Source organism: Thermomonospora sp. CIF 1, assembly GCF_001896795.1.
Classification (GTDB): domain Bacteria; phylum Actinomycetota; class Actinomycetes; order Streptosporangiales; family Streptosporangiaceae; genus Thermomonospora; species Thermomonospora curvata.
The window spans coordinates 192179-205925 of record NZ_MOYN02000018.1 but is presented as its reverse complement, the minus strand read 5'-3'; the positions used below and the strand labels follow the sequence as shown (position 1 = coordinate 205925).

Sequence of the window (13747 nt, the reverse complement as noted above, 5' to 3'; positions counted from 1 at the left end):
CACTCCTTGGTGATAAGGACTGCTGGCCCGAACGCTATCGCCTGCGGGCGCCGGTCACGACATCGCCGCGGCGGCGGCCGCGGGCGGCACCACGACGGTGCCGGTGGCGGTGACGGCCACGATCGGTTCGGGCAGCACGCGGGCGGCCGAGGGACCACGGCCCGGGTCGGCCCGGCACACCACCCGTGCGGTGAACTCCAGCCTACGGCTGCGGCGGCCGGCGGCGGTGAGGACGGCGGTGGCCTCCAGCACGTCCCCGGCCCGCACGGGGGCTTTGAACTGCACGTCCTCATAGGAGGCCAGCAGTCCCTCATCGCCGTCGGTGCGGATGCACATCTCGGTGGCGACGTCGCCGAACAGGCCCAGCACATAGGCGCCGTCGACGAGGTCGCCGCCGTAGTGGGCGTGGCCGTAGGGGACGTAGCGGCGGTGGGTGACGGTCAGTCCGATGCGAGGGTCGGCGTTCATGGCTCCTGTCCGCTGTCGTGGCCCGCGGTGCCGGCCTGGTCGGTGATGAGGGCGTGGACGAGGTAGGAGGCGACCTCGGCGGGGGTGGTGCCCTTGCCGAAGATCGCATCGACGCCCAGCTGGTCGGGGGTGACGGTGTCGAAGCGGGGGCCGCCGACCACCAGCAGGGGGCGGCCGCGGCCGGGTCCGTGGGCATCGGGGTAGGCCCGGCGGAAGGCCTGGGCCATGTGCCGGGTGTTGTGCAGGTGGGCCTCGCGCTGGGTGACGACCTGGGAGACCAGGACGGCGTCGGCCCGTTCGGCGACGGCGCGGGCCACCAGGTCCTCGACGGGGACCTGGGCGCCCATGTTGATCACGTGGATCTCCCGGTAGTACTCCAGGCCTTTTTCCCCGGCGAAGCCCTTGACGTTGAGGATGGCGTCGATGCCGACGGTGTGGGCGTCGGTGCCGATGCAGGCGCCGACCACCACCAGGCGGCGGCCCAGGGCGCTGCGGATGGCCAGATTGACCTCTGATGCGGTCAGCAGCGGGTAGCGGCGGCCCTCGGGTTCGGGGATGGCCGCATAGTCGATCACGTGGCGGACGCGGCCGTAGATGATGAAGAAGGTGAAGTCCGGGCCCATGGCCTTGGAGTGCACGACGCTGGCCGGTTGCAGGCCCATGGCGGCGGCCAGCTGCAAGGCGGCGGCCTCGGCGCGCCTGCCGTGCGGAACGGGCAGGGTGAAGGACACCTGCACCATGCCGTCGCCGGTGGTGTCGCCGTAGGGGCGGATCGGCTGGGCGGGTGTTGCGGTGGTCATGCGGGCACCTCCGCGTCGTGGCGGTCGGCCGGGCGGGTGGACTCCAGGATGTCGATGGCGGGGTTGTAGTAGCCGTCGGCGCGTTCGGCGACGCCGTCGCCGCCCTTGCCGCCGTCGGGGGGACGGCGGGTGACGCCGAAGGTGCCGTCGGCGATGGCCTTCAGCAGCCCGTCGTCGCAGATGCGTTCCAGCAGCTCCACCGATTCGGCCAGCACCCGGCGGGCGCGCTGGGCGATGAACCCGTCGGGGCGGGGCTGGAAGTCCTCGGCCAGTTTCCCGGCGGCGGTGCGCACGTAGCGGACGTTCTCCAGCGCCAGGTCGCGGTCGGCCAGCCAGGGGGTGTGGATGCCCTCGGTCATCATCCCGACCAAGATGATCGACTGGCCGGTCATCATGCCGGCCAGGTTGAAGAAGGCGTCCAGCAGGTAGCCGGCGAAGATGTTGCCGGTCATGTGGCGGGTGGGGGGCATGTACTTCAGCGGGGCGTTGGGGAACAGCTCCCGCACCAGCTGGGCGTGGGCCAGTTCCAGCCGGAAGGAGTCCGGCAGGGACGGGTCGATTTCGAAGGCGTGGCCCAGGCCGAGTTGGGCGTCACCGAGCCCGGCCTCGTGGGCGAAGCGTTCGTTGAGCAGCTGGCTGACGATGACGGTGCAGGCGGCCTCGACGGCGTCGGCGGTGGTGAGGTAGTTGTCTTCGCCGGTGTTGATGACGATGCCGGCGCGGGCGTGGATCTGCCGGGAAAAACGCTGGTCGATGAAGGTGCGGCGGGGGTTGATGTCGCGGAAGATGATGCCGTACATGCAGTCGTTGAGCATCATGTCCAGCCGTTCCAGCCCGGCCAGCGTGGCGATCTCGGGCATGCACAGGCCCGAGGCGTAGTTGGTCAGCCGCACATAGCGGCCGACTTCGGCGGAGACCTCATCGAGGGCCTGCCGCATGAGCCGGAAGTTCTCGGCGGTGGCGTAGGTGCCGGCGTACCCTTCGCGGGTGGCGCCTTCGGGGACGTAGTCCATCAGGGACTGCCCGGTGGAGCGGATGACGGCGATCACGTCGGCGCCTTCGCGGGCGGCGGCCTGGGCCTGGGGGATGTCCTCGTAGATGTCGCCGGTGGCCACGATCAGGTAGATCCACGGGTGCGGCGGGTCGCCCAGGCGGGCCAGCAGCCGCTCGCGTTCGGCGCGGCGGGCGTCGATGCGGGCGATGCCGGCGGCGGCGGCCCGGTGGGCGGCGTGGCGGGCGGCGCGCGCGTCCTCACCCGCCGGCAGCCTGAAGGAGGCCTTGCCGGCGGCGGCGGCCTCGGCCAGGGCGCGCAGGTCGCCGTAGGGGCCGTTCAGCAGCGCGTCCCAGACCGGCAGCGCCACCCCGTGCTCCAGGCCGACCTGGGCGCGGACCGCCTCGGCCAGGTGGTTGACCCAGGGCATGCCGGCCTGGTCGGCGCCGGACAGGCCGGCCAGCCGCAGCAGCGCCCGTTCCACTGAGACGGTGGTGTGGGTGCGGGCCAGTTCGATGATCGGTTCGGCGGCGCGCGCGGCCAGGCGCCGGGCGCGCGCCACGGTTTGCGGGTCCAGGCCCAGTTTGCTCAACGACACTCCCCCCTCACAACCCAGCTCTCCAAAGAATCTTCCGCCATAGCCGGACTATCGCGCAAGATTCTTTAGATCAAAGCGGGATATCCAGAAAAGTTACTGGATTGTGGGAGAGTTCGGGAAGGTCTGCGGCGGGCTTCCGCCTCCTGCCGGTCCCCCGCCCCGGCAGGGAAGGCGGTGGCGGCCTCTCCCCCACCGCAAAGAAGGCCCGGCCTCAGGAGCCGGCGCGCATCGCCTCGTACATGACCGGGTCGTGCGCGCAGACGACCACCAGATCGGGCTCGGCCCGCCGGTAAAGCTCCGCCAGGCGGGCGTGGTTGCTGTGGACCTTCCCGCGGTCGAAGGCGACCAGCGACTCCATCGCCCGCAAGGGGAAGGGCACCCGGGACCGGCCGTCGACCGTGCCGCGGTGGTAGAAGGCGTCCCCGCAGTGCAGCACCCAGCGGTCACCGGCGTCGACGGCCACGCACGCATGCCCGCGGGTGTGGCCGGGCAGCGGGATGAGCACCAGCCCCGGGGCGATGGCCTCCAGCGGCCGGGCCGCGGCGAACCCCCGCCAGGACTCCCCATGCGGGGAGTGCTCGACGATCCGGGGACCGTGAGCCCACTGGACGGGCCGGTAACGCCGCCGCTCCGCCCAGGTCGGCGACCGCATCGCCCCCTCCGCCTCGGCCGCGGTGACATGAACCTGGGCGTGGGGGAAGTCGGCCAGGCCGCCGATGTGGTCCATGTCGAAATGCGTCAGCAGGATGTGCCGCACGTCCCGGCGGCGGAACCCGAGCCGCTCGACCTGGCGGGCCGCGGTCTCCTCCGGGTCCAGCACCGGCCTGATCAGGTGCCGGGTCAGGCCCAGCCGCCGCGCCGGGTCGGCGACGTCCTGCAACCCGAAACCGGTGTCGACCAGGACCAGGCCGCTATCGGTCTCCACGAGCAGCACATGGCACACCAGCGGCCCGCCGAGAGGACGCATGCTGCCGCAGTTGAGGTGATGGACCTTCATGTCGGAAGCCTCAAAGACGCCTAGGGGGGAGTATTCGGTCACTTTAGCGACCGGCCCCACGGCTTCCGCGCAGGCACGGCGCACGCCTCCCCCGCCGATCCGGCGCCCGGCGGTCAGCCCGGCAGCGGCCCGGCGACGGTGACCTCGGCGGCGGTCTTCTCCAGCACCTCGGCCACGGTGACCTGCGGGGCCAGCTCGACCAGGCGCAGCCCCTCACCGGTGACGTCCAGCACGCCCAGATCGGTGATGACGCGGTCGACGCAGGCGCGCCCGGTGAGCGGCAGGGTGCACTCCGGCACCAGCTTGGGGGCGCCGTCCCTGGTGGTGTGGGTCATGACCACGATGACCCGGCGGGCGCCGTGCACCAGGTCCATGGCCCCGCCGATGCCGGTGACCAGCCTGCCGGGAACGGCCCAGTTGGCCAGGTCGCCGCGGGCGGAGACCTGCATGGCCCCCAGCACGGCCACATCGATGTGCCCGCCGCGGATCATGCCGAACGACAGCGCCGAATCGAAAAACGAGGCGCCCGGCAGCACCGTCACCGTCTCCTTGCCCGCGTTGACCAGGTCCGGGTCGACCTCGTCCTCCTCCGGGTAGGGGCCGGTGCCCAGGATGCCGTTCTCTGAATGCAGCACCACCTGCACGCCTTCGGGCAGGTGCTCGGGGATCAGCGTCGGCAGCCCGACGCCGAGATTGACGTACTGGCCGTCGCGCAGCTCCCGGGCCGCCCGGGCGGCCATCTGCCGTCGCGTCCAGGCCATCAGGCGCCCCGGACGGTGCGTCGCTCGATCTTCTTGTCGGCGGCCTGCTCAGGGGTCAGCGCCACCACCCGCTGCACGAAGATGCCCGGCAGATGCACCTGGTCGGGGTCGATCCGCCCCGGCTCGACCAGCTGCTCGACCTCGGCGATGGCGATCCGGCCCGCCATGGCCGCCAGCGGGTTGAAGTTGCGGGCGGCCTTGGCGAAGACCAGGTTGCCGTGCCGGTCGCCCTTGGCCGCGCGCACCAGCGCGAAATCGGTGGTGATGGCCCGTTCCAGGACGCACTCCACGCCGTCGAACTCGCGGGTCTCCTTGGGCGGGGAGGCCACGGCCACACCGCCGCGCCCGTCATAGCGCCACGGCAGCCCGCCGTCGGCGACCTGGGTGCCCACCCCCGCCGGCGTGTAGAAGGCGGGGATGCCGCAGCCGCCGGCGCGCAGCCGCTCGGCCAGCGTGCCCTGGGGGATCAGCTCGAACTCCACCTCCCCGGCCAGGTAGCGGCGGGCGAACTCCTTGTTGGTGCCGATGTAGGAGCCGGTGACGCGGGCGATCTGACCGGCGGCCAGCAGCACCGCCAGCCCCGAGTCCATGGCCCCGCAGTTGTTGGAGACCACGTGCAGGCCGCGCACCCCCCTCTCGTGCAGCGCCTCGATCAGCACATTCGGCACGCCGCTGAGCCCGAACCCCCCGACGGCCACACTCGCCCCGTCCCCGATGTCCGCCACGGCCTCCCGGGCCGTGGCCACCACCTTGTCCATCCGGCCTCCCTCCACCGCCCGCCCGGAAAGCCGTGTTCGCGGGGCGAACCATGGTTCGCAACGCGGCCGAGCCGAGTGTCATCCGCACGCACCGGGCCTGTCAACGCCCCCGCAGCCGACCTCCCGGCAGCCGGACGCGGCCGAAGCGGCCGGCTGCCGTGCAGGCCGCGGCCTCGCGTAGCCGCGGCAGCACCTCGGTCAGGCACTCGGCAATGGTGCGGCCGCCGCCGTGCATGGCGACGTTGAGCGCCACCACCGCGCCGCCGCGGCGGCATGCCCGCCCGGCGGGCGGGGCAGCCCGCAGGAGGCCGGATGGGCGTTGCCCGGCTCCATGAGCCGGGGGACCGGCACGGCCCGCCGGTCCCCCGGCCGCAGAGACCCCGCCCACGCCGGCGTCACGGCGATCCGGCCGGCCCCGTGGCGGCCGTGGCTCACACGCCGGGGATCATCCCGTTGCGGAAGGCGTCGACGAACAGCCGGTGGTCGTCACGGACGACGGCGGCGTACCCCATCCCGAACTCCACCATCGCCTCCACGAACGCCTCCGAGCCGGTGCGGTCGATCACCTCCGTGATCGCCTCCTCCACCTGGAAGCCGACCAGCTCATGGTCGGAGTCGCTGTCGGACACGCAGTGGATCTTGGCGGTGGCCCGGCCCAGATCCCCCAGCAGCGTCAGCATCTCCTCGACCTCGGTCAGCCCCGACCAGTCCAGGTCCTCCTCATACGGCGACAGCTCCTGCACCACATAGCCGACCCCGTCGATCTGGGTGTAGCCCAGCCACGGGTCGGTGTTGGCCTGCAAGGCCCGCCGCGACACCGCGGTGCGGTGGCCGTGGTGCTTGAAGAACTCCCGGATCCGGGCGTCGTCGACCACCCGGCTGGGGGCGGCCACGTTGCCCTGCTTCATCGACAAGATGACGTCGTTCTCCAGGGCCTGGGTGCGTCCTTCCACCAAGATGGTGTAGGCCGACAGCCCGGCCGAGCCGATGCCGAACCCCGAGCTGCCGACGATGTCCTTGATCCGGTAGGTGAGGCTGGAGAACCGCTTTTGCTGCGGGATGGTGGTCAGGTACTCCTCGAAGGCCTTCTCCACCTTCGCCCGCTCCTCGGCCTCCAGCCGCCGCACCCCCGGCCCGGCCTTGAAGCGCCGCTCGTGCTGCTCCACCAGCGTCATCGACTCCAGCAGCGCGATGCGGGTGGACGACAGCGCCCGGATCAGCACCTCCCGCACATACCCTTCGGCGTTGTCCAGCGTGATCGCCCACTCGCTGCCGCCGGGGTTGGCGTGGAAGTAGCGGACCTGGTCGACGTAGGCGTTGACGTAGGTCTCGATCATCCGCCGGATGTCGGCGTCGGAGATCGCCTTGGTCCACGCCAGCAGCGCCACACTCGCCACCAGCCGCTTGATGTCCCAGGTGAAGTGCCCCAGGTAGGCCTCGTCGAAGTCGTTGACGTCGAAGACGAACACCCCGTCGTCGCTCATGTAGGTGCCGAAGTTCTGGGCGTGCAGGTCGCCTTGGATCCACACCCGGCTGGTGCGCTCGTCGGCCCAGGGGTCCTCATCGCCGGCGACGTCGGCGTAGTACAGGCAGGCGCTGCCCCGGTAGAAGGCGAACGGGTCGGAGGCCATCTTGCGGAAACGCCGCCGGAACTCCGCCGGGCTGCGCTCCATCAGCTCGGCGAAGGCCTCCACCAGCACGTCGATGATCTGCTGCTGCCGCCGGGCGGGGTCCTGCCGCCGCAGGGACTCGACGACGCTCGCCATGGTCGCTCCTTGGGGGTTGGTCTTTTTCGGCCCGGGCCGGCCCGCCGAAGGCCGGCCACCGGGCCATTCTCACCAAGAACCACCCAGCCGAGCGGCGAAAAGATCACGAATCGCCGACGATGAGCGCACCAGCTCCAGCGCCGCCTGCGCATGCCCGGGCACATAGCCGTTGCCGATCAGCATGGTGACATCGGCGCCCAGCGCCTCGGCCCCCAGCGCCGCGGCGGTGAACGAGGTCGCCATGGAGAAGAACACCACCGTGCCGCCCTGATCGGTGGCCAGGATCGCGCCGTGCTCGCAGCCCGGCACGTCCACGCACACCACCGTCACCTGCGCCGGTCCCCCGCCCCGCCGCACCGCCTCCGCCAGCGCCACCGGGTCGCGGGCGTCGGCCACCACCACCCGATCGGCCAGGCCGGAACGCTCCAGCAGCGCCGCCTCCCGCTCGTCGGGGACGACCCCGATCAGGTGCGCCGCGCCCGCCCGCCGGGCGGCCGCCAGCGACAGCGAGCCGCTCTTCCCGGCGCCGCCCAGCACCGCCACCACCGGTCCCGTTCCGCCGGCATAGCGGGTCACGACCCGTTCGGTCAGCGCGGGCGCCCCGCACACATCCAGCACCGCCAGCGACAGCGGCACCGGCAGGTCTTCTGGCAGCACCGCGGCGACCGAGCGGGCGAACAAGATCGCATGCCCGTCGGCGGGCACCTGCTCGCCGCGTCCGTCCCAGCGCGCCAGCCCATCGGTGATCGCCAGCGGGGTGCAGGTCAGCGACACCAGCGTGGCGATCCGCTGCCCTGGGGCAAGGCCCAGCGGGGAGGCGGGGCCGACCTCCTCCACCACGCCCACCAGCATCCCGCCCGAGCCGGTCACCGGGTTGTGCATCTTGCCGCGCTCCTTGACGATCTGCAGCACCCGTGCCCGGATGGCCTCCGGATCGCCCTCGCAGGAGGTGTGCAGCTGCCGGTAGGAGGCGGCGTCCAGATTCAGCCGCTCCAGGCGCACCCGCACCTCGTCCGGGCGGATCGCCGGGTCGGGGTCCAGGCGGCGGGCCGCCTGCGGCAGCACGCCGGGCGGGTCCAGCACCCGGTGCAGCCCCAGCGCGGATCCGGTCGCGTCGACGTTGTTCATCCGGCCACCTTAGCCTCGATGTTGCCTTGAGAACATCCTGGGTATCGATGGTTCAAACGGAATTCTTCCCGTAATGTTGGGATCTCGCCGAAGTTTATATGGATCAGCCGGGCTTCACTGGGAGGCTCACCATGACCATCGCCGAGACCGTCACCGGCCCCGCGCCCCAGCCCTACACCTACCGGCGCCGTCCCCTCATCGAGCCGGACTGGCAACGCCTGCCCGGCTGGCGCCACGTCACCCGCCAGGAGTGGGAGTCCGCCCAGTGGCAGCGCGCCCACTGCGTCAAGAACATCCGCCAGCTCCAGCAGGTCCTCGGCGACCTGATCGACGAGTCCTTCTACGCCGACCTGCACCGCGACCAGACCGGCCACGCCACCATGCCCATGCTGGTCACCCCCCAGATGCTCAACACCATGGACACCTCCACCACCGAGGCCTTCTACGCCGACCCGGTGCGCCGCTACATGCTCCCCGTCGCCAGCGACCGCCGCACCGACTGGCCCTCCCACCCCTGCGCCACCCGCGACTCCCTGCACGAGGCCGACATGTGGGCCGTGGAAGGCCTCACCCACCGCTACCCCACCAAGGTCCTGGCCGAGCTGCTGTCCACCTGCCCCCAGTACTGCGGCCACTGCACCCGCATGGACCTGGTCGGCACCTCCACCCCCGCCGTCGCCAAGCACCGCTTCACCGCCCGCCCCGCCGACCGGCACGAGGCCATGCTGGAGTACCTGCGCCGCACCCCCACCGTCCGCGACGTGGTCGTCTCCGGCGGCGACGTGGCCAACCTGCCCTGGCCGCGCCTGGAGGCCTTCGTGGACCGGCTGCTGGACATCGACTCCATCCGCGACATCCGCCTGGCCACCAAGGCGCTCATGGCCCTGCCCCAGCACTGGCTGCAAGATGAGGTCCGCGCCGGCATGGAGCGCCTGGCCGCCAAGGCCCGCCGCCGCGGCGTCGCCCTGGCCGTGCACACCCACGTCAACACCGCCCGCTCGCTCACCCCCCTGGTCGCCCGCGCCGCCCGCGGCCTGCTGGAGGCCGGCGTCCGCGACGTGCGCAACCAGGGAGTGCTGCTGCACGGCGTCAACGACAGCCCCGCCGCGCTGCTGGACCTGTCGTTCGCGCTGCTGGACGAGGCCCAGATCATGCCCTACTACCTGTACATGTGCGACATGATCCCCGGCAGCGAGCACTGGCGGCTGCCGCTGTGGCGGGCCCAGGAGCTGCAGCACGCGATCATGGGCTACCTGCCGGGCTTCGCCACCCCCCGGATCGTCTGCGACGTCCCCTACGTGGGCAAGCGCTGGGTCCACCAGCCCGCCGACTACGACCGCCTGCGCGGCATCTCCTACTGGACGAAGAACTACCGCACCACGTTGGAGGCCGACGACCCCCACGCCCTGGAGCGCCGCTACGAGTACTACGACCCGATCCACACCCTCCCCCCGGAGGGACAGGAGTGGTGGCGCGAGCAGGCCCGCCGGGCGGTGATGTGAGCGGGTTTTCGGCGGGCGATTGCCTCTCTATGGGGTGCTATTGATCTGTACAGTGTGGGAATCTTCCTGACCTGCGACCTTTACGGCGTAGATCAGGAGTTGACCCGAATCGACCTCAGGGGGGCATCGGCACGCATGATCGTGGAACGCCGGGTGGAACTGCGCTTCGCCGAAGAGAGCCAGGCCGCCGAGACGCACACCAACCTCTCGGCCGTCCGCCAGGACGGCCGCTGCCTGTGGGTGGCCGGCGACGAGACCGCCACCGTCGAACGGCTCACCGCCGAGTTCGACGAAAACGGGCAGGTCACCGGCTACGGCGACCAGCGCACCATCGCACTGGCCGACTTCGTCGAACTGCCCGCCGGGCGCGACGAAGAGGCCGACATCGAAGGGCTGGCCCGCGCCGACGGCTGGCTGTGGGCGATCGGCTCCCACAGCCTCAAGCGCAAGCGCATCAAGCCCGGCCACAGCGACCGCAAGTCCCGCAAACGGCTGGCCACCGTGGTCCGCGAGGAAAACCGGCACATCCTGGTGCGGCTGCCGCTGGTCACCGGCCCCGACGGGCTGCCGCAGGTGGTGGCCGCCGACGGCGACCGCACCGCCGCGGTGCTGGGCGGACGCGGCGACTCGCTGACCGACCTGCTGGCCGACGACCCTCACCTGGCGCCGTTCCTGTCCATCCCCAGCAAGGACAACGGCATCGACATCGAAGGCATCGCCGCCGTCGGCGACCGCATCTACGTCGGGCTGCGCGGCCCGGTGCTGCGCGGCTGGGCCGTGCTCATCGAGATCAGCCCCGAGACCGACCCGGACGACCCGGGCCGGCTGCGGCTGCGCCCCCTCGACAGCGGGGAGCTCTACCACACCCACTTCCTGGACCTGGGCGGGCTGGGCATCCGCGACCTGTGCCCCGACGGCGACGACCTGCTCATCCTCACCGGCCCCACCATGTCGCTGAGCGGCCCGGTCCGCGTGGTCCGCTGGCCGAACGCCGCCAAGGTCGCCGCCCCCGACATCGTGCACGCCGATGAGCTGACGGTCGTGGGGAACCTGCCGCACGGCGACGGCGAGGACCACGCCGAGGGCATCGCCGTCCTGGACGAGACCCACGGCGACGGGCCGACCCTGCTGGTGGTCTACGACAGCCCCGCCGGGGAGCGGCTCACCGACCACGGCGGCATCTACGCCGACGTGGTCTCCTTCTCCCGCTGACCGGCCCGCGCCGCCGGAGGCCACCCGGGTAAGCGCTTGCTTGTGCGTTCTGCTTGGATGGCCTCCGGCACATCGGGCCTGGAAGGGGAAGGACACACATGATCGAGTGGTCGGATGAAGACCGGATGATCCAAAAGGCCATCCGCGATTGGGTCGACGCCGAGCTGCGGCCCCGCGTCGATGAGCTGGAATCCGGGCAGCTGCCGCCCTATGACCTGATCCGCAACCTGTTCCGCACCTTCGGCATGGACGAGATGGCCCGCTCGTCCTTCAAGGCCCGCGCCGAGGCCGAGCGCTCCGGCGCCGAGCGCAAGAGCGGCGGGGGCGGCAACCCCGCCCTGTCGATCCTGCCGATCATCGAGCTGTGCAAGGTCTCCCCCGGGCTGGTCACCGCCATGGGCGTCAGCCTCGGCCTGGCCGCCGGCACCATCATGAAGCGCGGCACCCCCGAGCAGCGCGAACGCTGGGGACTGGACCTGCTGACCTTCGACAAGGTCGGCGCCTGGGCCATCACCGAGCCCGGCTCCGGCAGCGACGCCTTCGGCGGCATGCAGTCCACCGCCCGCAAGGTCGGCGACGAGTACATCCTCAACGGCAGCAAGACCTTCATCACCAACGGCCCCTACGCCGACACCATCGTCTTCTACTGCAAGCTCGACGACGGCCGGCCCCCGCGCGAACGGGAGATCCTCACCTTCGTGCTGGACCGCGGCATGCCCGGCCTGGAGCAGAGCAAGCCGCTGCGCAAGATGGGCCTGCACGGCTCCCCCACCGGCGAGCTGTTCCTAAGCGACGTGCGGGTCGGCCCCGACCGGCTGCTGGCCGGCGGCGGCAGCGGCAAGGAATCGGCCAAGCAGAACTTCGTCACCGAACGCGCCGGGCTGGCCGCCATGGCGCTGGGCGTCATCGAAGAATGCCTGCGCCTTTCGGTGGAGTACGCCAAGAACCGCGTGCTGTGGGGCAAGCCCATCGGCGAATACCAGCTCATCCAGCTCAAGCTGGCCAAGATGGAGGTCGCCCGCCTCAACGTGCAGAACCTGGTGTTCCGGCACATCGAGATGCAGCGGGCCGGCCGCACCCCCACCCTGGCGGAGGCCTCGGCGATGAAGCTGTACGCCGCCCAGGCCGCCGTCGAGGTCACCAACGAGGCGGTGCAGCTGTTCGGCGGCAACGGCTACATGAGCGAATACCGCGTCGAGCAGCTGGCCCGCGACGCCAAGTCCTTCCAGATCTACGCCGGCACCGACGAGATCCAGATCACTCACATCGCCCGTGACCTGCTGTCCCGCTGAGCGGGCGGGCAAAGCCGCCGCAGCGGCGAACAAACGCCCGCCGGCGGGCGTCTGACCCGGCGTCCGATGGCCGTGGCCCGCGTGCGGGCCACGGCTGGACAGCCGCGGAAGGGAGCTGGATACTCGCAATCATGGACGGTCAGGCCGCGTACCCGGTTCGGGTGTCCGACAAGGAACGCGACCGGGTGTTGCGGGTGCTCGGCGACCGGGTCGCCGAAGGGCGGATCTCGCAGGACACCTTCGAACGCCGCGTCGAGCGGGTGCTGACCGCCCGCAGCCGCGCCGAGCTGGAGCAGGTCGTCTGCGACCTGCCCCCCGAGCGCGGCGTGATCGACAAGATCACCTCGCTGGTCTCCGCGCTGTCGCAGATCACCGCGCGGATCGAGGCCGCCTGGCGGGCCCCCAGGCTGCCGCGGCTGCGCCTGCCGGCCGCCGGCGGCCGCATCGTCGTCGGCCGCGCCCCCGGCTGCCACTTCATGCTGACCGACCTGACCGTCTCCCGCTTCCACGCCGAGCTGTACCGCGACGAGGACGGCTGGATGGTGGCCGATCTGGGCTCGATGAACGGCACCCGGGTCAACGGCTGGCGGCTGACCGGCCCGACCCGGCTGCGTCCCGGCGATGAGATCGGTTTCGGCAACGCCACCTTCATCGTGGCGGCCCCCGACGGGCGGTGACGCGGCCCTACAGGGCGCCGGTGCGGTAGACCACCACCGACACGGCGATGTACTGCAGCACGTAGGCGGCGATCGTCAGCGCGTGGAACACCTCATGGAACCCGAACCAGCGCGGTGAGGGGTCGGGCTTGCGCAGCCCGTACACCAGGCCGCCGACGCTGTAGAGCACCCCACCCAAGATCACCAGCGCCGCCACCAGCGGCCCGGTGCCCTCCAAGAACTGGGGCACGAAGAACGCCGCCACCCAGCCCAGCCCGAGGTACAGGGCGGTGTACAGCCAGCGGGGCGCCCTCACCCACAGCACCCGGAACAGCACCCCGGCCGCGGCGCCGCCCCACACCACCGACAGCACCACCGCCCGGGTCGCACCCTCCAAGATCAGGTAGGCGAAGGGGGTGTAGGTCCCGGCGATGATCAGGTAGATGCTGGCGTGGTCGAAGCGCCGCAGCCAGTCGGCCACCCGCGGCGACCAGCGCCCGCGGTGGTAGGTCGCCGACACCCCGAACAGGGCCGCCGAGGTCAGCGCGTACACCGCCGCGCACAACCGGGCCGCGGGCGTGGGGCCCAGCGCCACCAGCAGCATCCCGGCCACCAGCACCAGCGGGAAGGTGCCCAGGTGCAGCCATCCGCGCAGCTTCGGCTTGACCGCCTGGGCCGGCTTACCGGGAACGCGCATGATCACCTCCGAGCCCTTTCCGTCAGGGTAGCGGTGATCGTCCCCTCCGTTCGGGGTGATCATCGTCATCCTTGCCCGGTATTTCGGTCACACTCTCCGGGCGCCGGTCTTAACGCTGTAA

General features: G+C 71.4%; 14 protein-coding genes. 4 read left to right on the top strand and 10 right to left on the bottom strand.

Translation table 11 applies throughout. From position 1 onward, the window contains the following. Nucleotides 1–54: 54 nt before the first annotated feature. The 9 genes from kal to kdd all read right to left on the bottom strand — a co-directional run bounded on the left by kal (nucleotide 55) and on the right by kdd (nucleotide 8267). On the bottom strand, nucleotides 55–468 hold the full coding sequence (gene kal / locus BUE48_RS11645) for a 3-aminobutyryl-CoA ammonia lyase (protein WP_012852697.1): 414 nt from the start codon (nucleotides 466–468) through the stop codon (nucleotides 55–57). Continuing rightward, nucleotides 465–1268, bottom strand: coding sequence for a lysine 5,6-aminomutase subunit beta (gene kamE / locus BUE48_RS11640; protein ID WP_012852696.1), 804 nt, complete (start codon nucleotides 1266–1268; stop codon nucleotides 465–467). The genes kal and kamE overlap by 4 nt, the downstream gene beginning before the upstream one ends. Continuing rightward, complete coding sequence (kamD, locus tag BUE48_RS11635) at nucleotides 1265–2851, bottom strand: lysine 5,6-aminomutase subunit alpha (RefSeq protein ID WP_502694608.1); 1587 nt, start codon at nucleotides 2849–2851, stop codon at nucleotides 1265–1267. Before kamD ends, kamE begins: the two co-directional genes overlap by 4 nt. Before the next feature lie 217 nt (nucleotides 2852–3068). Next, entirely contained in the window at nucleotides 3069–3854 is a 786-nt protein-coding gene (locus BUE48_RS11630) for an MBL fold metallo-hydrolase (RefSeq protein WP_012852695.1), read from the bottom strand. A 113-nt stretch (nucleotides 3855–3967) separates the two neighbouring features. Then, nucleotides 3968–4615, bottom strand: coding sequence for a 3-oxoacid CoA-transferase subunit B (locus tag BUE48_RS11625; RefSeq protein WP_286989782.1), 648 nt, complete (start codon nucleotides 4613–4615; stop codon nucleotides 3968–3970). Further along, a complete protein-coding gene (locus BUE48_RS11620; RefSeq protein WP_012852693.1) occupies nucleotides 4615–5373 on the bottom strand; it encodes a CoA transferase subunit A in 759 nt (252 codons plus the stop codon). The genes BUE48_RS11625 and BUE48_RS11620 overlap by 1 nt, the downstream gene beginning before the upstream one ends. A 100-nt stretch (nucleotides 5374–5473) precedes the next feature. Further along, the gene (locus BUE48_RS11615) at nucleotides 5474–5626 is read right to left on the bottom strand and encodes a hypothetical protein (protein ID WP_169313016.1); all 153 of its coding nucleotides are present in this window, start codon (nucleotides 5624–5626) and stop codon (nucleotides 5474–5476) included. 178 nt (nucleotides 5627–5804) lie between these two features. Further along, complete coding sequence (locus BUE48_RS11610) at nucleotides 5805–7139, bottom strand: DUF2252 domain-containing protein (protein ID WP_012852691.1); 1335 nt, start codon at nucleotides 7137–7139, stop codon at nucleotides 5805–5807. Between the two features lie 69 nt (nucleotides 7140–7208). Then, nucleotides 7209–8267, bottom strand: coding sequence for an L-erythro-3,5-diaminohexanoate dehydrogenase (kdd, locus tag BUE48_RS11605; protein WP_012852690.1), 1059 nt, complete (start codon nucleotides 8265–8267; stop codon nucleotides 7209–7211). A 131-nt stretch (nucleotides 8268–8398) separates the two neighbouring features. On the opposite strand from kdd, the gene BUE48_RS11600 reads away from it, so the two are divergent. From BUE48_RS11600 to BUE48_RS11585, 4 genes are all read left to right on the top strand, one after another. After that, entirely contained in the window at nucleotides 8399–9769 is a 1371-nt protein-coding gene (locus BUE48_RS11600) for a KamA family radical SAM protein (protein ID WP_012852689.1), read from the top strand. A gap of 135 nt (nucleotides 9770–9904) precedes the next feature. Beyond that, entirely contained in the window at nucleotides 9905–10981 is a 1077-nt protein-coding gene (locus tag BUE48_RS11595) for a DUF3616 domain-containing protein (RefSeq protein WP_012852688.1), read from the top strand. A 98-nt stretch (nucleotides 10982–11079) separates the two neighbouring features. After that, complete coding sequence (locus tag BUE48_RS11590) at nucleotides 11080–12273, top strand: acyl-CoA dehydrogenase family protein (RefSeq protein WP_286989781.1); 1194 nt, start codon at nucleotides 11080–11082, stop codon at nucleotides 12271–12273. 131 nt (nucleotides 12274–12404) lie between these two features. Further along, nucleotides 12405–12950 carry an FHA domain-containing protein gene (locus tag BUE48_RS11585; protein WP_012852686.1) on the top strand — a complete coding sequence of 182 codons (546 nt, stop codon included), beginning with the start codon at nucleotides 12405–12407 and terminating at the stop codon, nucleotides 12948–12950. 7 nt (nucleotides 12951–12957) lie between these two features. Here the strand turns inward: BUE48_RS11585 and trhA are convergent, their stop codons facing one another. Beyond that, nucleotides 12958–13689, bottom strand: a complete 732-nt coding sequence (gene trhA, locus BUE48_RS11580) for a PAQR family membrane homeostasis protein TrhA (protein ID WP_012852685.1) — start codon at nucleotides 13687–13689, stop codon at nucleotides 12958–12960. Between the last annotated feature and the right edge of the window lie 58 nt (nucleotides 13690–13747).